Source organism: Mycobacterium sp. RTGN5 (assembly GCF_033804465.1).
GTDB lineage: Bacteria > Actinomycetota > Actinomycetes > Mycobacteriales > Mycobacteriaceae > Mycobacterium.
The window spans coordinates 937,910-957,159 of sequence record NZ_JAPZLA010000001.1 but is presented as its reverse complement, the minus strand read 5'-3'; the positions used below and the strand labels follow the sequence as shown (position 1 = coordinate 957,159).

Annotated in this window: 23 protein-coding genes and 1 pseudogene; 15 read left to right on the top strand and 9 right to left on the bottom strand. The window is 65.9% G+C overall.

Going from position 1 to position 19,250, the window contains the following annotated elements; all coding sequences use genetic code 11:
• Positions 1-70: 70 nt before the first annotated feature.
• Positions 71-229, top strand: a complete 159-nt coding sequence (locus tag SLQ31_RS04675) for a hypothetical protein (RefSeq protein ID WP_319430084.1) — start codon at positions 71-73, stop codon at positions 227-229.
• 202 nt (positions 230-431) lie between these two features.
• Here SLQ31_RS04675 and SLQ31_RS04670 read toward each other — a convergent pair whose 3' ends face one another.
• Complete coding sequence (locus SLQ31_RS04670; RefSeq protein ID WP_319430082.1) at positions 432-1,466, bottom strand: oxygenase MpaB family protein; 1,035 nt, start codon at positions 1,464-1,466, stop codon at positions 432-434.
• Between the two features lie 69 nt (positions 1,467-1,535).
• On the opposite strand from SLQ31_RS04670, the gene SLQ31_RS04665 reads away from it, so the two are divergent.
• Positions 1,536-2,132, top strand: a complete 597-nt coding sequence (locus SLQ31_RS04665; protein ID WP_319430080.1) for a TetR/AcrR family transcriptional regulator — start codon at positions 1,536-1,538, stop codon at positions 2,130-2,132.
• Here the strand turns inward: SLQ31_RS04665 and SLQ31_RS04660 are convergent.
• The gene (locus tag SLQ31_RS04660; RefSeq protein ID WP_319430078.1) at positions 2,114-2,584 is read right to left on the bottom strand and encodes a hypothetical protein; all 471 of its coding nucleotides are present in this window, start codon (positions 2,582-2,584) and stop codon (positions 2,114-2,116) included. The genes SLQ31_RS04665 and SLQ31_RS04660 overlap by 19 nt on opposite strands.
• 136 nt (positions 2,585-2,720) lie before the next feature.
• The gene (locus tag SLQ31_RS04655) at positions 2,721-3,179 is read right to left on the bottom strand and encodes a hypothetical protein (RefSeq protein ID WP_319430076.1); all 459 of its coding nucleotides are present in this window, start codon (positions 3,177-3,179) and stop codon (positions 2,721-2,723) included.
• A 261-nt stretch (positions 3,180-3,440) separates the two neighbouring features.
• On the opposite strand from SLQ31_RS04655, the gene SLQ31_RS04650 reads away from it, so the two are divergent.
• The 4 genes from SLQ31_RS04650 to phoU all read left to right on the top strand — a co-directional run bounded on the left by SLQ31_RS04650 (position 3,441) and on the right by phoU (position 8,596).
• Positions 3,441-4,436, top strand: a complete 996-nt coding sequence (locus SLQ31_RS04650; RefSeq protein WP_319430074.1) for an acyl-ACP desaturase — start codon at positions 3,441-3,443, stop codon at positions 4,434-4,436.
• Complete coding sequence (gene dusB / locus SLQ31_RS04645; protein ID WP_413641886.1) at positions 4,433-5,596, top strand: tRNA dihydrouridine synthase DusB; 1,164 nt, start codon at positions 4,433-4,435, stop codon at positions 5,594-5,596. The genes SLQ31_RS04650 and dusB overlap by 4 nt, the downstream gene beginning before the upstream one ends.
• Positions 5,597-5,830: 234 nt before the next feature.
• Positions 5,831-7,834, top strand: coding sequence for an LCP family protein (locus SLQ31_RS04640; protein ID WP_319430072.1), 2,004 nt, complete (start codon positions 5,831-5,833; stop codon positions 7,832-7,834).
• Between the two features lie 96 nt (positions 7,835-7,930).
• Positions 7,931-8,596, top strand: a complete 666-nt coding sequence (gene phoU / locus SLQ31_RS04635) for a phosphate signaling complex protein PhoU (RefSeq protein ID WP_319430070.1) — start codon at positions 7,931-7,933, stop codon at positions 8,594-8,596.
• 67 nt (positions 8,597-8,663) lie between these two features.
• Here phoU and pstB read toward each other — a convergent pair whose 3' ends face one another.
• From pstB to SLQ31_RS04605, 6 genes are all read right to left on the bottom strand, one after another.
• On the bottom strand, positions 8,664-9,440 hold the full coding sequence (pstB, locus tag SLQ31_RS04630) for a phosphate ABC transporter ATP-binding protein PstB (RefSeq protein ID WP_319430068.1): 777 nt from the start codon (positions 9,438-9,440) through the stop codon (positions 8,664-8,666).
• A 9-nt stretch (positions 9,441-9,449) separates the two neighbouring features.
• Positions 9,450-10,364: a phosphate ABC transporter permease PstA gene (pstA, locus tag SLQ31_RS04625; protein WP_319430066.1), complete on the bottom strand. Its 915-nt coding sequence runs from the start codon at positions 10,362-10,364 to the stop codon at positions 9,450-9,452.
• Positions 10,361-11,428, bottom strand: a complete 1,068-nt coding sequence (gene pstC, locus SLQ31_RS04620) for a phosphate ABC transporter permease subunit PstC (RefSeq protein WP_319430065.1) — start codon at positions 11,426-11,428, stop codon at positions 10,361-10,363. Before pstC ends, pstA begins: the two co-directional genes overlap by 4 nt.
• Positions 11,429-11,461: 33 nt before the next feature.
• Entirely contained in the window at positions 11,462-12,589 is a 1,128-nt protein-coding gene (pstS, locus tag SLQ31_RS04615; protein ID WP_319430064.1) for a phosphate ABC transporter substrate-binding protein PstS, read from the bottom strand.
• A 151-nt stretch (positions 12,590-12,740) separates the two neighbouring features.
• Positions 12,741-13,721 (bottom strand): mycothiol synthase, encoded by a 981-nt coding sequence (gene mshD / locus SLQ31_RS04610; RefSeq protein ID WP_319430062.1) that lies wholly within the window; start codon positions 13,719-13,721, stop codon positions 12,741-12,743.
• Positions 13,718-14,530: a response regulator transcription factor gene (locus SLQ31_RS04605; protein ID WP_319432836.1), complete on the bottom strand. Its 813-nt coding sequence runs from the start codon at positions 14,528-14,530 to the stop codon at positions 13,718-13,720. Before SLQ31_RS04605 ends, mshD begins: the two co-directional genes overlap by 4 nt.
• Before the next feature lie 197 nt (positions 14,531-14,727).
• Here SLQ31_RS04605 and lmeA point away from each other — a divergent pair, with 197 nt between their 5' ends.
• The 9 genes and pseudogenes from lmeA (at position 14,728) to SLQ31_RS04565 (ending at position 19,239) form a co-directional block, all read left to right on the top strand.
• Entirely contained in the window at positions 14,728-15,531 is an 804-nt protein-coding gene (lmeA, locus tag SLQ31_RS04600) for a mannan chain length control protein LmeA (protein WP_319432834.1), read from the top strand.
• The gene (locus SLQ31_RS04595; RefSeq protein WP_319430061.1) at positions 15,528-15,947 is read left to right on the top strand and encodes a thioredoxin family protein; all 420 of its coding nucleotides are present in this window, start codon (positions 15,528-15,530) and stop codon (positions 15,945-15,947) included. Before lmeA ends, SLQ31_RS04595 begins: the two co-directional genes overlap by 4 nt.
• 20 nt (positions 15,948-15,967) lie before the next feature.
• Positions 15,968-16,069, top strand: a complete 102-nt coding sequence (locus SLQ31_RS29455) for an Ms5788A family Cys-rich leader peptide (protein ID WP_413641511.1) — start codon at positions 15,968-15,970, stop codon at positions 16,067-16,069.
• Positions 16,070-16,158: 89 nt separating this feature from the next.
• The gene (locus SLQ31_RS04590) at positions 16,159-16,632 is read left to right on the top strand and encodes a DUF4395 domain-containing protein (protein WP_319430060.1); all 474 of its coding nucleotides are present in this window, start codon (positions 16,159-16,161) and stop codon (positions 16,630-16,632) included.
• A 33-nt stretch (positions 16,633-16,665) separates the two neighbouring features.
• On the top strand, positions 16,666-17,499 hold the full coding sequence (locus SLQ31_RS04585) for a sulfurtransferase (protein ID WP_319430058.1): 834 nt from the start codon (positions 16,666-16,668) through the stop codon (positions 17,497-17,499).
• Between the two features lie 2 nt (positions 17,500-17,501).
• Positions 17,502-17,798 (top strand): annotated as a pseudogene (locus SLQ31_RS04580) (DUF1416 domain-containing protein); the annotation flags it as partial.
• Positions 17,799-17,952: 154 nt separating this feature from the next.
• Positions 17,953-18,600, top strand: coding sequence for an FABP family protein (locus tag SLQ31_RS04575; protein ID WP_319430056.1), 648 nt, complete (start codon positions 17,953-17,955; stop codon positions 18,598-18,600).
• A complete protein-coding gene (locus SLQ31_RS04570) occupies positions 18,600-18,926 on the top strand; it encodes a hypothetical protein (RefSeq protein WP_319430054.1) in 327 nt (108 codons plus the stop codon). The genes SLQ31_RS04575 and SLQ31_RS04570 overlap by 1 nt, the downstream gene beginning before the upstream one ends.
• A 16-nt stretch (positions 18,927-18,942) precedes the next feature.
• On the top strand, positions 18,943-19,239 hold the full coding sequence (locus SLQ31_RS04565; RefSeq protein ID WP_319430052.1) for a hypothetical protein: 297 nt from the start codon (positions 18,943-18,945) through the stop codon (positions 19,237-19,239).
• The last annotated feature ends 11 nt before the right edge of the window (positions 19,240-19,250 follow it).

Below are 19,250 nucleotides of genomic sequence, written 5' to 3'. Positions count from 1 at the left end.
TGGTGGGTACAGGACAGTTAACGCATCGGGGGTGCTGGAAAACCCGATCACGCGCGCCACAGGAGTAGACATGAGTCACCCCTTGCTCACCTCGACCGACGTCATCCGCTATGCCATCGCCGAACAGGTTCGGCGAATCGGCGGCAATGAAGAGGACATCGACGACATCGCTTTCGCCGCGTCATATGCGGTGATGTCGTGGGGTCTCACTGCCCCGCAAAATATTTGACGTCTACGTCATTGCGACCGGCTAGACGATTCTCGTCGCCACCGCTGCCGAACGCTCGCGCGCTCCGAACTCCCCACCCTCTGTGCGATGGCAATGACCCTGCGCTGCGAAACTTGCGCTGGCAAGGATCGCACACGCCGACCCCGAGGTTGCTGACCCGGGCACATCGGTGGCCCGCAAAGGGAGTGTGTGCTTTAGCGGGCTAGGCCGAGGGCGTGTGTAGGACCGGGCAGGCTTCGCCCAAGTAGTGAATTCCCTTGTCGCGCTCCCCCGCTGGCGGCAGATTGCGAGCCGGGGTGTGGATCAACGGCGCATCGGCCGGAATCCGGCCGGTCGCCCGGTCCCATCCGGTGCGGGCGCGTGGGTGCATTCGACGCCGCTTGGGCAACAGTTTGAATGCCAGATTGACGGACCGGCCGAACAGCCGGTGCAGGCGCGCGTCACGCGTGGACCACGTGTAGCCCATCAACTCGCGGACCGGCTGGTCGTAGAGGCCGACCGTCACCCAGATCGCGAACGGTCCGAACGCCTTGAGATAGGCCGACCACAAGAAATTCGGAATCCATTGCAGCGAGGGATGTTTCGGCATTGTGGACAGGTCGAGGACCTGCCGGGTGGCCCAGTTGTTCTCCAGGACGTTGCGACACATGTGGTCCCAGTAGACCTGGAATTCTTCCCAGCTGCCCGGGACCGGGCGCATGCTCATGCCGTACATCCGGTACCAGGTCACGTGCTCGTCGAACAGCTGACGCTTCTGGTCCTCGGTGAGGCCGTCCCCGAAGTATTCGGCGGTCAGGACGGTGCCCATGAAAAACGTTGAGTGGGCCCAATAAAAGACGTCAGGGTTCAGTGCGCTGTACCGACGCCCTTGGGAGTCAACACCTTTGATCGGGATGTGGTAGTCGCGGACCTCGGCGCCGGTCATCGGTGCCCGATCGCCGTCGAACACCACACCGCCGATCGGGTACAGCGATCGCAGCAGCCGTGGCAGGCGCTCCATGAAGAAGATCGAATGCTCCTCGACGGCCGCACCGAGCTGAGGATGCATGTTCTGCATCGAGCCGGCCCACGGCCCCTGCAACAGGCCGCGCCAGTCGCCGAAGTATTGCCATGTCAGCGAGTCGGGCCCGAGCACATCGAGCGGAGCGTCATACGATCCCCCGGTTACCGGGCAACCAGGGGCCGCCTGCGCGGCGTCGCTGGTGACGGGGCACGCGTCGGACGTATCTTGACTCAACTGGTGACCTTCCCAATGGCGTGCGGGGCACTTTGACTACACGCGTTGTCACAATAGTTTAGGAGGGATGTGACCTCGGGTCAACGACGGGGCCGCTGGTCGGGCGTCCCCCTGCCGGACCGCCAGGCGCTGCGCCGCGACGAGCTGATCGCCGCCGGGGTGATCCTGCTCGGCAGCGCGGGCGGCCCGGCACTGACGGTGCGAGCGGTCTGCCGGCATGCCGGCCTGACCGAGCGGTATTTCTACGAGAGCTTTTCTGACCGGGACGAGTTCGTGCGGGCCGTCTACGACGACGTGTGCAATCGCGCGATGACGGCGCTGATGTCGGCGGGTACGCCGCAGGAGGCGGTCGAGCGGTTCGTGGCCCTGATGGTCGACGATCCGGTGCGGGGTCGCGTGCTGCTGTTGGCGCCGCAGGTAGAAGCGGTGCTCGTCCACTCCGGGGCGGAGTGGATGCCGAATTTCATCGAGCTGCTGCAGAGCAAGCTGACGGCGATCAGCGATCCGGTGTTGCAGAAAATGATGGCCACCGGTCTGATCGGTGCGCTGACCGCGTTGTTCACCGCTTACCTGGACGGCCGACTGGCGGCCTCCCGCGAGCAGTTCATCGCCTACTGCGTCGACCTGCTGCTCAGCCGCACGGCGAGTTATCCGCCGGCGACCTGACCGGCCTCACCCGGAACGTTGCCGGTCTGCTCGAGTTCATCGGCCTCGCTCTGCTGCGCTTCGGCCTGCGCCTCGGCGAGCTTCTGCTCGTAGTCGGAGCGGGCCGCACGGCCTTCCGGGCTGCCGATCGAATTGCCCGGCACGCCGGCAGTCGCGAACGTGTTGTTGCAGTTCAGGTACAGCAGCACCCGGTTACCGGCGTTTGTGCCACTGGAGTCAAGGAAGTCGGCGCTGCGCGATCCGGTGACCATGCACTGGTCGGTCGGCAGGAAGCTGCCCACCCGGGTCGCGATCGTCGCCGATTGACCCGCGCTACTGATCGCCTGTGAGGCGTCCGCATAGGTCTGTCCTGCGTACTCGTTGATCGCCGATGCGACGCCAGAACCGAACACCACAAACGATGCCGCCGCTGCACCAACAGCGCCGATGCCAATGGCCAATTGCTTCTTCACGTCTTGCGACCTCCGGACATGTGCGTTGCCTGTGCATTCGCGTACTAATTGCTGGTGGGACCAGTGCGCAAATGGTACTCCGCACCGCCGGAGTTCGCAGGCTGGCCGAACAGGCCCTCGAGCGGCGCCTGACGAACTATCTGCCAGGGATCGGAGCTGGTTGGCCAGGCGCATCGCCAGCTTGCAGCAGTTCGTCGCCGACGTTCTGCTGCGCTTGGGCTTGCTGCTGGGCCTGCTGTTCCTGCAAAGTCTGCTGGCCCTGAGGGCTGCCGACGGAATTGCCAGGGTTGCCGGGCGAGGCCAGGTCGGCATTGCAATTGAGGTCGAGGAGGATTCGGCCGCCGGGGTTGTTTCCACTCGAGTCCAGGAAGCTGGCGTTCCGCGAACCGGTGACCCGACACTGGGCGGTCGGCACTTGATCCCCCACAACAGTGGCGATCGTCTCTGTGCCACCGGTCGCCGTGATTGCCTTCGTCGCGTCGGCGTAGGTCTGGCCCGCGTAATCGTTATCCGCGAAGGCTATTCCGGACGTCAGCGGCGACAGAGCCACGACGCCGGCAACACCGGCAGCGAGAAATGCGCATCGTTTCGTCATGACCGAATCTCCATTGCTGACAGACTGTCGCGATAACCGCCGTGTTTGAAACGCCATTCGACGGCGATCATTCGGGTGATTTGCCTCATCGCTCCGAGATCCACGCGGGCATACAGCCACCCCCGACTGACTCGGCCAAGACCCTACCTTGAGTGGCAGGCCCGCGAACTAAAACGACATGCCGGGGACGGGAACTTGAATGTCACCGGGATACACAGATATATTGACTGCTACCACTAGGAACAGATAACTGGAGGGTTCATGTCGCAAGACCTGACCGACCTCGATCTCCTGCGCGAGCTGGAACCGGTGGCGGAGAAGCTCATCAACCGCCACCTCACGATGGCGAAGGACTGGAACCCCCACGACTACATCCCCTGGTCGGAGGGCAAGAACTACTACGCCCTCGGCGGCCAGGACTGGGATCCCGAGCAGTCCAAGCTGTCGGAAGTCGCGCGCACGGCGATGGTGCAGAACCTCCTGACCGAGGACAACCTGCCCTCCTATCACCGCGAGATCGCGATGAACTTCTCCATGGACGGCGCCTGGGGCTACTGGGTCAACCGGTGGACGGCCGAGGAGAACCGGCATGGGATCGCGATCCGCGACTACCTGGTGGTCACCCGCAACTGCGATCCGGTGGAGCTCGAAGAGCTTCGCGTGGAGCAGATGGCCCGCGGCTTCTCGCCCGGCCAGAACCAGCAGGGCGACATGTTCGCCGACAGCCTGTTCGACTCGGTGATGTACGTCAGCTTCCAGGAGCTCGCCACCCGGGTGTCGCACCGCAACACCGGCAAGGCCTGCAACGACCCGGTCGCCGAGCAACTGCTGGCCAGGATCTCCAACGACGAGAACCTGCACATGATCTTCTATCGCGACGTCAGCGAGGCCAGCTTCGCTATCGCCCCCAACCAGGCGATGGCGTCGCTGCACCGGGTGCTGCGCAACTTCAAGATGCCCGGCTACACCGTGCCGGACTTCCGGCGCAAGGCCGTCATCATCGCCATGGGCGGCGTGTACGACCCGCGCATCCACCTCGACGACGTCGTGATGCCGGTGCTGAAGAAGTGGCGCATCTTCGAGCGCGACGATTTCACCGGCGAAGCCGCAACGATGCGCGACGATCTGGCCGAGCTGATCAAGGAGCTCGAGGACACCTGCGACAAGTTCGAAGAGGCGAAGTCGCGCAAGCTCGAGCGTGACGCACGGCTCGCCGAGAAGCGCAGCGCCAAGGCACTGGCCGGGGCGGCAACATAGTCGAGAACACACAGGCTGCCACCGGGCTGCGGATCGGGCCCTTCGCCCTCCGTAGCCCGGTTGTGTTGGCGCCCATGGCCGGTGTCACGAACGTCGCGTTCCGCACCCTGTGCCGCGAACTCGAGGAAGAACGGGCCGGAACGGTCAGCGGGCTCTACGTGTGCGAGATGGTGACGGCCCGAGCGCTCGTCGAGCGTCATCCCGTCACCATGCACATGACGACGTTCGACCCAGCGGAATCGCCCCGGTCATTGCAGCTGTACACCGTGGACCCGGCCACTACCTATGAGGCCGCCAAGATGATCGTCGAGGAGAACCTCGCCGATCACATCGACATGAACTTCGGCTGCCCGGTACCCAAGGTCACCCGCCGCGGAGGCGGCGCGGCCCTGCCCTACAAACGGCGCCTCTTCGGCCAGATCGTGGCCGCCGCCGTCCGCGCCACCGAGGGCACCTCGGTCCCCGTGACGGTCAAGTTCCGGATCGGGATCGACGACGCCCATCGCACCCACCTCGATGCCGGCCGGATCGCCGAACAAGAAGGCGCCGCCGCGGTGGCACTGCACGCCAGAACCGCCGCCCAGCGCTATTCGGGGACCGCCGACTGGGAGCAGATCGGGCTCCTCAAAGAAGCTGTGACGACGATTCCGGTGCTGGGAAACGGTGACATCTTTGAGGCCAATGACGCCCTCGCGATGATGGCGGCGACCGGATGTGACGGAGTCGTCATCGGCCGCGGCTGTCTGGGTCGGCCGTGGTTGTTCGCGGAGCTGTCGGCGGCGTTCACCGGCTCGCCCAGCCCGACCCCGCCGACTCTGGGCGAAGTCACCGATATCGTCCGCCGCCACGGCGCGCTGCTGGCCGATCACTTCGGTGAGGACAAGGGCATGCGGGATATCCGCAAGCACGTTGCCTGGTACCTGCACGGCTTTCCGGCCGGCGCCGACGTCAGACGGGCATTGGCCCTGGTCAAGACGCTGGCCGAGCTCGATATCCTGCTCGACCGGCTGGATCGCGACGTCCCGTTCCCGCTAGCTGCTACCGGGCCCCGGGGGCGTCAGGGATCCGCGTCGTCGGTCACGCTCCCGGAGGGCTGGCTCAACGATCCGGACGACTGCACGGTGCCGATGGGGGCCGATGTCATGAGCTCCGGCGGCTGAACCGAGACGGTCTCGACATCCGGGCGAGCTAGCGGCCAGCGGGGTTGTCTCAGTACGATGGTGATCTTGTTATGTGGGCGGCCGGAGTGGCGAACCCCCACCGAGTACTGCTACAAGACATAGAACGGTTGAGACGGCCGCGCATCGGCGCCCGGCCCAAAGCACGACACAACCGCACCGAGCTGCAGGCGCGTCGACGCGCAACACCGCACCAGAGTCGGAGGCGACTGGAATATGAGTGATGGCGGCAACGCCACGCCCGGCCAGCACCACGCCCCCGACGAGGGCGAGCGGGTGCCGCGGGCACCGCGATCGGGAGCCGGCGCCGCTCCCTGGGAGCGCGCAGCGGCAGCCTCGAACCGCACACCGGCGACTCCCCCGCCGAGCGGTAGTCACACCGAGGGTGTGACCGTCGCCGACCTGATCGCCAAGCTTTCGGGCTCCACACCGCCCGTGGAGCCCACCCGCCACCGCGCCGACGTTCCACCGCCCGCCGACGACTCCGCCGATCTCACCGTGCCGATCCCGGTGGTGAGCGCCGCCTACGCCGACGACTTGCCCGACCTCGAAGCGCTCAACCGGGCCAGGCGTCCGCTGGTAGCCGATCCGGATCCGGCTACTCCGGCCGCGCCGACGAGCACCAAGAAAAAGAAGACCAGGGCGTTCAAGCCCGTGCTGCTGGCCGGCCGGTCCGCGGCGGCACTGTTCGCGGTGTCAGCGCTGGTGCTGACCGGGGGTGCCTGGCAGTGGCAATCCACCAAAAACGAACTGCTGCGCAACGTCGCGGCGCTTGATCCCAACTCGCGTGACATCGTCGACCCCAACGCCCAGTTCGGTGACGAGAACTTCCTGATTGTCGGGGTGGACACCCGGACCGGCGCCAACGGCGAGGTTGGGGCCGGCACCACCGAGGACGCCGACGGAGCCCGCTCGGACACCGTGATGCTGGTCAATATCCCCGCCGACCGTAAGCGCGTCGTCGTGGTGTCGTTCCCCCGCGACCTCGCGATCACCCCGGCCTATTGCCAGGCGTGGGACCCCGACAACGGCAAATACGGCCCGGTCGTGGACAAATACACCGGCCAGACTAGCGACGACTACCGCTACACCGAGACGAAACTGAACTCGGCGTACGCATACGGCGGGCCGAAGTGCCTGGTGAAGGTCATCCAGAAGATGTCCGGGCTGTCGATCAACCGGTTCATGGCGGTCGACTTCGCCGGGTTCTCCAAGATGGTCGACGCCCTCGGCGGGGTCGACGTCTGCAGCACCACCCCGCTGGCGGACTACGAGCTGGGCACGGTCCTCGCCAGTGCCGGGCACCAGACGCTCGACGGGCACACCGCGCTGAACTATGTGCGCGCCCGCCAAGTGACGACCGAGCTCAACGGTGACTACGGCCGGATCAAACGCCAGCAGCTGTTCCTGTCCTCGCTGCTGCGGTCGATCATCTCCAAGGACACGCTGTTCAGCCTCAGCAAGCTCAACAACGTGGTGAACATGTTCATCGACGACACCTACGTGGACAACGTCAGAACCAAGGATCTCGTCGACCTCGGGCAGTCATTGCAGGGCGTCAACGCCGGCCGCATCACCTTCGTCACCGTCCCCACCACCGGAATCACCGACGCCGACGGCAACGAGCCACCGCGAACCGAGGACATCCGCGGGTTGTTCGACGCGATCATCAACGATGACCCGCTGCCGGGCGAGAACGACACCAACGCGACGACGAGTCCGATGACCGCGGCGCAGAAGACCCTTCAGGCCGCCAAGCCGAACCCCGTCGAACAGCAGGCCGACACGACACAGACCGAGTTGGTCAACGCCGTGACGACCGATCCGCACGACATCAACGTGAAGGTCTCCAATTCCACCGGCCAGGACGGGCTGGGTGCCACCGCCGCCGCCGCGTTGCGCGAACACGGTTTCCACGTGCTGGATCCCGATGATTATTCGGGCGGCCCCGTCACCACGACGACGGTGATGTTCTCGGCGGGCAACGAGCAGGCCGCCGCCACCGTCGCCGCGGCATTCCCCGCCGCGCAGATGGAGCGGGTGGATGGACTGAAGAGCACCGTTCAGGTGGTGCTCGGACCCGACTTCAGCGCCGTCGGAACGCCCCCGCCGAGCGGGTCCACGGTCAGCGTGCACGTGAGCCACAACTCCAAGAGCACCCCCACCGAGCTGCCCGAAGACCTCACGGTCACCAACGCCGCGGATGTGACCTGCGAATAAGCCCCGCCCGAGGCACGGCGGAGTTTGCTTTCATTCACCGTTCGTTCACCCCGCCTCGGCATACTGAGCGTGCATGCAGAAAGTAGGGTGAATGCCATGCGCACCGCGTACCACGAGCAACTCGATGCTCTGACCAACCAGCTGGCCGACATGTGCCGGCTGGCCGGACTTGCTATGGAACGGGCGACCCAGTCGCTGTTGCAGGCCGACCTGGTGCTTGCCGAGCAAGTCATCACCGACCACGACCAGATCTCGGCGGCCAGCGCCCGCGCAGAGGAAGCGGCGTTCGTGCTGCTGGCCCTGCAGGCGCCGGTGGCCGGCGATCTGCGGGCCATCGTCAGCTCGATTCAGATCGTCGCCGACGTCGACCGGATGGGAGCGCTGGCACTGCACGTCGCCAAGATCGCCCGCCGTCGTCACCCCCAACATGCGCTGCCCGAAGAAGTGAACGGCTACTTCGCCGAAATGGGCCGTGTTGCAGTCGAATTGGGGAACAGCGCGCGCGAGGTACTGCTGTCCCGGGATCCGGAGAAGGCTCGCCGCATCCGCGAGGAAGACGATGCGATGGACGATCTGCACCGGCATCTGTTCACCGTGCTGATGGATCGCGAGTGGAAGCACGGCGTGGCCGCCGCGGTGGACGTGACGCTGCTGGGCCGGTTCTACGAGCGCTTCGCCGATCACGCCGTCGAGATCTCCCGGCGCGTGATCTTCCAGGTGACCGGCCGGCTGCCTGAGGAAGAGGAAATCGCAACCCACTGAGGCCCTGCCTCGGCACCCAAAAAATCCGGTATCGCCAAGCGATACCGGATTTTTCGTGCCTGTGGCCCTAGCCGAAGCGGCCGGAGATGTAGTCCTCGGTGGCCTTCTGGCTCGGGTTGGAGAAGATCTTCTCGGTGTCGTCGATCTCGACCAGGCGCCCGGGCTTGCCGGTGGCCTCGAGGTTGAAGAATGCGGTCTGATCGCTGACGCGCGCGGCCTGCTGCATGTTGTGCGTGACGATGACGATCGTGAACTCCTGCTTGAGTTCGGAGATCAGATCCTCGATCGCCAGCGTGGAGATCGGGTCCAGCGCCGAGCAGGGCTCGTCCATCAACAGCACGTCGGGCTGAACGGCGATGGCGCGGGCAATACACAGGCGCTGCTGCTGACCGCCGGACAGACCGCCGCCGGGCTTCTCGAGGCGGTCCTTGACCTCGTTCCACAGATTGGCGCCCTTGAGCGAGCGTTCGCAGGTCTCATCGAGCACCTTGCGATTACGCACACCCTGCAGCTTCAGGCCGGCCACCACATTGTCGCGAATCGACATGGTGGGGAACGGATTCGGCCGCTGGAAGACCATGCCGATGGTCTTGCGCACACCCACCGGGTCGACCCCGGAGGCGTAGATGTCCTCACCGTCGAGTAAAACCGAACCCTCGACCCGGGCACCCGGGATGACCTCGTGCATGCGATTGAGCGTGCGCAGCACTGTGGACTTGCCACAGCCCGACGGCCCGATGAACGCGGTCACGTTGCGCGGCGGCACCGACATCGACACGTCGGCGACAGCGTGGAACGAACCGTAGTAGATGTTGACGTCTTTGAGATCTAGCCGCTTGGCCATCTGAGTCTCCTAAACCTTTTTCGGGGCAAAGAACTTGGCGACGAAACGCGCACCGATGTTGAGGACCGCGATCAGCACGATCAACGTCAGCGCCGCGCCCCAGAGCCGGTCGGTCGGAACAGGATTGGCGCCCGCACCGGCCGAAGTCTGGTCGTACATCATCCCGGGCAGCGAGCCCATGAATCCGTTGAACATATCGAAGTTCATTGCCTGCGAATACCCGACCAGGATCAACAGCGGTGCCGTCTCCCCCATGACGCGGGCCAGCGCCAGCATGATCCCGGTGACGATGCCCGACAGCGCCGTCGGAATGACAATGCGGGCAATGGTTTTCCACTTCGGGACGCCGAGTGCGTAACTTGCCTCGCGCAGGTCCATCGGGACGATCCGCAGCATCTCCTCGGTGGAGCGCACGATCACCGGGATCATCAGCAACACCAGAGCCAGTGACACCGCGAACCCGGAGCGCTGGAAGCCCAGAGTGGCGACCCACAGGGCGTAGATGAACAGCGCCGCGACGATCGAGGGCACACCGGTGAGGATGTCCACCATGAACGTGGTGAGCTTGCCCAGCCTGGTGCCGCCGCCGTACTCGACCAGATAGATGCCGACGAACACGCCGACCGGAATCGAGATGATCGCGCAGAAAAGTCCCTGCAGCACCGTACCGATCAAGGCGTGGTAAACACCGCCACCTGCCGCGAAGGCCGTCATCCCGGATTGCGAATGCGTCCACCACGCGCTGTCGAGGACGGTGTCAAGGCCCTTGGTGATCACCGAGTACAGCACCCAGATCAACGGCACCACAGCGACGGCCACCGACAGCGTCACCAAAACCGTGGCAGCTTGGTTGGTCACCTTGCGCCGCAAGCTGACCGCCTGGAAAGTGGGCGCCTTGACCGGCTGGTCCAGAGTCGAGGTCATCGGGCACCCCTTCCGGCCACCGCGGCGCGGGCCGCCGAGTTGACCACGAACGTCAGGATGAACAGCACCAGGCCGGCGGCAATGTAGGCCCCCGCCTTGTACTCGTCGTTGAATTCCGAAGCGGCCGAGGCGATCTTGCTGGCGAAGGTGTAGCCGGCGTCGAACAGCGACCAGCCGAACGCCTTCTGCGTTCCGCGCAGGATGATCAGCAGCGCGATCGTCTCGCCAAGGGCGCGGCCCAGGCCGAGCATCGCCCCGCTGATGTAGCCGGAGAGCCCGAAGGGCAACACCGTGGTCCTGACCACTTCCCAGCGGGTTGCGCCCAGCGCCAGTGCTGCCTCGATCTGGCCCCGCGGCGTCTGGACGAACACCTCGCGGCTGACCGCGGTGATGATCGGCAGGATCATCACCGCCAGCACGATGCCGGCGGTGAAGATCGTTCCGCCGCCGGCCACCGACGCATTACCGGTGTCGAACAGGAAGATCCAGCTGAGGTTGCCGTTGAGCCACATCGCGAACGGCTTGATCACCGGCGCCAGCACGTACAGGCCCCAGACGCCGTAGATGATCGACGGCACCGCGGCCAGCAGATCCACCATGTAGCCCAGCGGCCCGGACACCCGGCGCGGGGCGTACTGCGTCAGGAAGATCGCGATTCCCAGCGCGATCGGCATCGCCAGGACCAGTGCGAACAGGGAGACGAACACCGTCACCTGCAGCAGATCCAGGATGCCGAACTTCATGTGGGCGGTATCGGTGGTGACCCAGTTACCGCCGTAGGTGAAGAAGTTCGCCTCGTTACGCCCCAGCGCCGGTACCGCACGCCAGACGAGGAACAGGCCGATCGCAGCGATCAGCGCGATGACGAGAATGCCGGAACCTTCGGACAGCCCTCGGAAGATCCGGTCGCCCATCCGTACTTTGGCGGTTCCGGACGGATTCGTCGGGATCGAAGGCTTCTCGGGGAAGGGTGCGGCCACAACTTCTCCGGACCCAGCATTCACTGGATTAGGTCCGGGTACGTCTTGGGTCACATCCACCCCATCGCTCACTGATCTCTCCATCGTCACCGCAATCGACCTGCCTCGCCAGCGCTACTACTGAATTGCTTTGACGGCCGTGAGGAGCCGCTGCTTGAACGCATCCGGCAGCGGGACATAACCAGCCGCAGGCAGTCCTGCCTGGCCGTCGTTGGCCGCTACGGTCAGGAACGACTTGACCGCCGCCGAGGTATCGGCGTCATAGCCCTTGGAGCAGACGATCTCGTAGGTCGCCAGCATCAGGGGGTAGGCACCCGCAGCCTTCGTGGCGTACAGGTCTTTCAGGTCCAGGACCAGATCGTTGCCGCTGCCCGAGATCTTGGCCGAGTCGATCGCTGCCTTGGTGGTGTCGTCGGTCAGCGCGACGGGTCCGCCGCCGTTGTCGATCTGGGCGACAGTCAGCTTGGCCTGGTCGGCGAAGCCCTTCTCGACGTAGCCGATCGCACCCGGGGTGGCCTGCACGGCCTGCACCACGCCTGCGGTCTTCTGCGCGCCCTCACCGGCACCGCCCTGGAACTCCTTGCCCGCACCCTTGGTCCAGGTCTGCGGAGCGGCCGCGCCCAGGTACTTCTGGAAGTTGTCGGTGGTGCCCGAGGAATCCGAGCGGTAGATCGGGGTGATCTTCTGGTCGGGCAGCGAGGCGCCGCTGTTCAGTGCGGCGATCGCCGGGTCGTTCCAGTTGCTGATGGCACCGGTGAAGATCTTGGCGAGCACGTCGGCGTTGACCACGAGCTTGTCGACGCCCGGCAGGTTGTAGCCCAGTGCGACGGGACCGAAGACCAGCGGCAGGTTCCAGGCCGGGTTACCGGCGCAGCGCTTGGCGGCGGGGTCGACCTGGTCCTTGGACAGCGCAGAGTCGGACCCGGCGAAGTCGACCTGGCCGGCGATGAACTGGGTGACACCCGCGCCCGAGCCGGTCGGGTTGTAGGAGAGGTTCTTGCCAGGACACTTCTGGCCCCACACCTGGTTGAACACGGCGATGGCGTTCTGCTGCGCGGTCGAACCCTCGCCGGTCAGCGCGTTCTTGCCACCGCAGTCGGCGGACGCACTGGACGAGCCGGAGGCCTTCGTCGACGACGAGGATCCGGAGTTGTTGTCGCTTCCGCAGGCGGTGAGCGTCAGGCCGGTGATGGCCGTTGCTGACACGGTCACGAAGAACGCCTTGCCAAACCTGTTCAGATTCACCTATCCCACTTTCTCCAGTGTTGCCCTGTTCGCCCCGGTAGGGGCGCATGCATCAACCGGGAAGTTAGGCGTTCGGGGTGGACGGAACCCACCCGGAATATGAACGGAGGGTGAACAGGTTGATGAACGGGGCGTTGCGAATTACCGCTAACTAGCTGTGCGTGCCACCGGGATGAGTATTCGCTGACGAAGCCGGACGGTAGGCAGTGTCGACGCTTGACACAGCAAACCCCAGCCGCTCATAGGTTTTCACGGCCGCGGTGTTGTCGGCCTCGACATAGAGGATGACTTCCGGCTGGTCGTGGGAGATCAACCGCGCCGCCAGGTGCTGCATGCCGACCACCGTCAGTGCGCGGCCCAGGCCGCGTCCCTGCGCGGCGGGGTCAACACCGACGACGTACACCTCGCCGAGTCCGGGCTGCTCGGCGTGGACCTTCGTCCAGTGGAAACCCAGGAGTTGACCCGAGTCGTCGGCGCTACCGTTTTCGAAGGCCAAGAACAGGCCCTCGGGGTCGAACCAGGATTCGCCGCGTCGCTCGTCGAGGTCGGCTTGTTCCCAGCCGCCCTGCTCGGGATGCCACGCGAAGGCGGCGTTGTTGACCCGCAGCAGCTCGGCATCGTCGGACGCGCCCAGGTAGCTGCGGAGGGTGATGCCTTCGGGGACAACGAGCTCGGGTACATCGCGCAGTGTCCGGCTCATCTGCATCAACTCCCGAACCACCGCCATGGCGAGCGCGTCGGCCACCGCCCGCGCCGCAGGCAGGGTGCCGTGCGCCCAGAACCGGACCGCGCCGTCGGCCTCGTCGGTGGCTGCCCGCAGCAGCGCCGTCCCGATGCCGCGACGACGGGCGTCGGGGTGTACGACGAGTTCGCCCATCGCGTCGGCGTCATCGCGGCCCGGCGTCAGATTGAGATATCCCACCACCGCGTCGCCGTCTGCGACGGCTAGATGCCTGGTGCGCGCATGACTGTGTTGATCCCCGGGTCGCTCCGCTCCTGCCCGACGTAATTCCCGCAGCACCTGCTCGCCCACCGGGGCGACACCGTCAGATCGGGTGGCGGCCTCGATGACAGCACGCACCTGTTCCTGCTCGACCGGGGTCAGGGCGGTGCGCCAGTGCGGCGCCGTCACTGACTGCGAAGCGGGTGGGACATCGTGGCGGACCGCACTGCGTTGCGCACCGACTCCGAGATGACGTCTTCGCCGTCGTCGAAGCCGTCTTCCTCGTCGTCCTCGGTGTATTCGGGTTCGGCCGCAGCGGGACGTCCCCGTGCCGGGCGCACTGCCTTGTAGCCCACGTTCCGGACGGTGCCGATCAGCGACTCGTATTCCGGGCCGAGTTTGGCGCGTAGTCGCCGCACGTGCACGTCGACCGTGCGGGTGCCGCCGAAGAAGTCGTAACCCCACACCTCCTGCAGCAGCTGCGCGCGGGTGAACACCCGGCCGGCGTGCTGCGCGAGGTATTTCAGGAGTTCGAACTCCTTGTAGGTCAGGTCAAGGGGGCGACCGCGCAACCGAGCGGTGTAGGTGCCTTCGTCGATGACCAGTTCACCGAGGCTGACCTTGCCCGCGCTCTCCTGGTTGGCCATGCCGCCGCGCCGACCGACGAGCAGGCGCAAGCGGGCGTCGATCTCGGCCGGGCCGGTGCTGGGCAGCAGGATCTCGTCGAGGCCCCAGTCCATGTTGACGGCGACCAGGCCGCCTTCGTTGACGACGGCCACCACGGGTACCGACGTGCCGGTGGTCCCGAGCAGCCGGCAGAGGCCACGCGCGGCGGCCAGGTCGGTGCGTGCGTCGACGATCGCCACGTCGGCGGTGCCCGCTTCCAGCAGCGACGACACCTCGGTTGGCGCGGACCGCACGGTGTGCGCCAACAACGCCAGCGACGGCAGCACCGATTCCGGGTGCGGGTCGACTGTGAGAAGTAGCAGATCCAACAGATTCTCCAATGCCCTGGATACTCATCGCCGACAGCGCCGTCGCGTTGACCCACCAGACTCATGGGCGACATATGGCCGTTACCCGACCATGGGTCGTCTAACTTTAACCCGCTACCTGCTATTTAGCCGATCTGGCGGAGTCAGGTCACTGTTCTCGGGTGCGCGGCGGTGGCTTCCCGCCGGCCGTGGGCCAGAATATGCAGGTGCGAAAGCTGCTGATCACCCTGGGCGCCGCGGTCATCGCTGTGGTCGTCGGGGCAGTCGGCGCAGATTTCGGTGCGACGATCTATGCCGAATACCGGCTGGCACGTGCCGTCCGGGCGGCTGCGGGACTCTCGTTCGACCCGTCGGTTGCCATCCTGGGCTTCCCATTCATCCGCCAGGCCGCCCAGCACCATTTCAGCGAGATCGAGATCAAGGCCAACGGGGTGGACCATCCGGTGGTCGGCAGGGCCTCGCTGGAAGCCACCCTGCACAACATCGACCTCACCGAGGCTTCCTGGCTGATCAGGCCGGACGCGAATCTGCCGGTAAGCAAGCTGGAGAGTCGCATCATCATCGACTCGGGCCACCTGGGCCGGTTCATGGGGATCAACGACCTGATGGTGGAGGCCCCGTCCAAGGAGACCAACGACGCCACCGGCGGCACCACTGAGTCGGGCATCTCCGGCAGCAAGGGGTTGGTGTTCACCGGAACGTTGAAGAAGGCCGGCTTCGACAAGCCGGTCAGCGTCGCGGTCGATCTGTCGATCGGCGGCGCGGACCAGACCACACTGGTCTTCACCGCCACGGATGTGCAGACCGGCCCGGGCACAGCCGACCAGGCGGTGCCCGACGACAAGAAGTCGGCGGTGCTGGCGGCGTTCAGCGGCAGCCTGCCAGGCCAGAAGCTGCCGTTCGGCGTCCGCCCGACCACCGAGGGCGCCCGCGGGTCCGACATCATCATCGAAGGCATCACCGAGGGAGTAACCATCCGCCTCGACGGGTTCAAACAGTCATGACCCCTGCACTCATCACCGCGATCGTCGCCATCGTCGCCGCGTTGGCCGTGGCCGGGGTCGCCGGCGTGCTGCACAACCGGCGTTCGGGTGTCGTCCGCGAAGCCGAATCGCCCGATGTCGACGTCAGCGACCTGGGACTTTCCCGCACGGGGCCGACGATCGTGCACTTCAGCGCAGTGTGGTGCGGACCGTGCGCGGGGGTGCGGCGGGTAGTCAACCAGGTCTGCACCGACATGCGTGAGGTAGCTCACGTCGAGATCGACCTGGATGCCAATCCGGCTGCCGCACGCAAGCTTTCGGTGATGTCATTGCCGACGACGTTCATCTTCGATGCGCAGGGCCGGCAGCGATACCGCACAGCAGGGGTTCCCAAGGCCGCTGACCTGCGCTCGGCCCTCGAACCTCTGTTGGCCTGAGACCCTGGTCATTGGGTAACATGTCTGACGTGTCAGCCCGCCTCGAGCTATCGCTCACCAAGCGTCGCGCAGTGGATCTGTGCCGCGTCGCGGGTTGTTGCTGTTGTTGCTGTAGCTGCTGAGTAGCCGCGCCTTTCTTTCGCGCCGCCACTCTGGAGCGGCCGTATGCGGCCTGCCTCCGTCCAGCCCGATGAGCAACAGGAGTAGATAGATGTCGACCACAAACAACACCACCACCGGCCCGGCGCAGGTAGACGTCCGTGGGCCCCGCTTCGCGGCGTGGGTCACTACCGCCGTCCTGATCGCGGTCCTGGCCGTCTCGGGGTTCAGCACGGTTGCCGCCGCCGTCCTACTGGGACTGCAGGCCGTCGTGTTCGCGATCGGCGCGCTGCGCGGGCCGCGTCAGCACCCGTACGGGCTGATCTTCGCCAAGCTCGTGGCCCCGCGGCTTAGCCCCGTCTCCGAGCGGGAACCCGTGCCGCCGCTGAAGTTCGCACAGTTGGTGGGGTTGGTGTTCGCCGTCGTCGGCGTCGCCGGCTTCGCGTTCGGTGTGCCGCTGCTGGGCACGATCGCCACCGCCTTCGCCCTTTTCGCCGCTTTCCTCAACGCAGCCTTCGGCATCTGCCTCGGCTGCCAGCTCTACCCCCTCGTGGCGCGGCTGCGGCCCGCCACGGCCACCCCCTGAGCCTTCTGACACGCAACCGAAAGGAACCACTTCATGGCACGCTCCGACGTCCTGGTCTCGACTGACTGGGCCGAGAGCAATCTCGACGCGCCGAACACCGTCTTCGTCGAGGTCGACGAGGACACCTCGGCTTATGAAGGCGGCCACATCGCCGGCGCCGTCCGGCTGGACTGGAAGACCGAGCTGCAGGACCAGGTCAAGCGTGACTTCGTCGACCAGCAGCAGTTCTCGAAGTTGCTGTCCGACAAGGGAATCGGCAACGACGACACCGTGATCCTGTACGGCGGCAACAACAACTGGTTCGCCGCGTACGCGTACTGGTACTTCAAGCTCTACGGCCACGAGAACGTCAAGCTGCTCGACGGTGGCCGCAAGAAGTGGGAGCTCGACGGGCGCCCGCTGGTGACCGACGTGCCCACCCGCCCGTCCACGTCGTACAGCGCCGCGGCGCCCGACAACAACATCCGCGCGTTCCGCGACGAGGTGATCGCCGCGATCGGTACCAAGAATCTGGTGGACGTCCGCTCCCCCGACGAGTTCTCCGGCAAGATCCTCGCGCCCGCGCACCTGCCGCAGGAGCAGAGCCAGCGTGCCGGGCACATCCCCACCGCGATCAGCGTCCCGTGGAGCAAGGCGGCCAACGAGGACGGCACCTTCAAGTCCGATGACGACCTCGCGAAGCTCTACGCTGCCGCGGGATTGGACGGCGAGAAGGAGACCATCGCCTACTGCCGCATCGGCGAGCGGTCGTCGCACACCTGGTTCGTGCTCCAGGAACTGTTGGGGCACAGGAACGTCAAGAACTACGACGGTAGTTGGACCGAATATGGCTCCCTTGTTGGAGCCCCGATCGAGTTGGGAAGTTGATCATGTGCTCTGCACCTAAACAAGGACAGACCCTGCCTGCCGGTGTCGACCTGGAGAAGGAGACCGTGATCACGGGACGCGTCGTCGACGACTCCGGTCAGACGGTGGCCGGCGCGTTCGTGCGCCTGCTGGACTCCAGTGACGAGTTCACCGCCGAGGTGGTTGCCTCGGCGACCGGCGATTTCCGGTTCTTCGCCGCGCCGGGCACCTGGACCGTCCGCGCGCTGTCGAAGGTCGGCAACGGCGACGCCACCGTGGCGCCCTCGGGTGCCGGCAACCAGGTGGTCTATATCACGGTTGGTTTGTGGGGGGGGGCTGGGGGGCCAAGTCCGCCCGAGCCCCGGATAGACTGGCGATCGTGGTTCTTTTCTACGAGATCCTCCTGGTCGCAGCGGTCGTGCTGATCACCTGGTTCGCGTTGTACGCGCTCTACCGACTGATCACCGACGAGTCGTGAGTTCCGAGGACATTTCCGGTAGCGGTGATCGCGCCGTCGCCGCGGCAATTGAACGGGCCAGGGAGACGGCCGGCCGAAACATCCCGGTGTTCGACGACCTGCCGTTGCCCGCCGACACCGCCAATCTGCGCCTGGGCGCCAATCTGCACGACGCACTGCTGGCCTTGCTGCCGCTCGTCGGGGTCTGGCGCGGCGAAGGCGAAGGCCGCGGGCCCGATGGCGACTACCGCTTCGGGCAGCAGATCGTCGTCTCGCACGACGGCGGGGACTATCTGAACTGGGACGCCCGGTCCTGGCGCCTGGGCGAGGGCGGCGACTACCACTCCCCTGGGCTGCGCGAGACCGGCTTCTGGCGTTTCGCCGAGGACCCAGGCGATCCAGGTGAGTCGCAGGCCATCGAGCTGCTGCTGGCGCATTCCGCGGGCTACGTCGAGTTGTTCTACGGCCAACCGCTCACGCAGTCGTCGTGGGAGCTGGTGACCGATGCCTTGGCGCGCAGCAAGTCCGGCGTGCTGGTCGGCGGTGCCAAGCGGCTCTACGGGATCGTCGAGGGCGGTGACCTGGCCTACGTGGAGGAGCGGGTCGATGCCGACGGCGGCCTGATTCCCCATCTTTCCGCGCGGCTGACGCGACACGTCGGCTGATGCGCAGCCTTGCCTTCGGGGTCGCCACGGCGGCCACCGCGATCCTCGCCGGCTGCGCACCGGCACCCACTCCGTCGCAGCCGACAGTGATCAGTCCCGCGCCCAGCACCACCGGCCTGGCAACCACCAGCGCAACCACCAGCGCCGTCGCCCCCACGAGCGTCGCCCCCGCCGAGCATGGATCGCTGGCCCAGTGCCTGCACCAGCACGGCGTGCCCGATTCGGCAGGCGCGGGCGTGCTGGGCCCACCGGCGGACGTCGATCCCGGGGTCTGGGACCAGGCCAAAAAAGCGTGCTCCCAGCTGGAGCCGGGGCCGGCCGGCTAGCTCGTACCATCGGGTCATGAGGGTGAAACCGGTGATCCTCATCGCCACAGTGGCCGCCGCGATCATGGCGGCACCTGCCGCCGCCGACCCGCCGTGGCCCGTAGCGGGTGCGGAGTCGGCCGCCGATACCGTCCGCGACCTTCAGAGCCAGGGCTATCAGGTCGGCATCAATTGGGTTTTCGGGTACAGCAGAACGTCACTGGACAGGTGCTCGGTCACCGCTATCCACAATCCCGACGGGTCGCCCGGCAATTCCGACAAACCCACCACCGTCTATATCGACGTTTCGTGTCCCGATCACAACAACTGGTGAGCCCCGGCCCG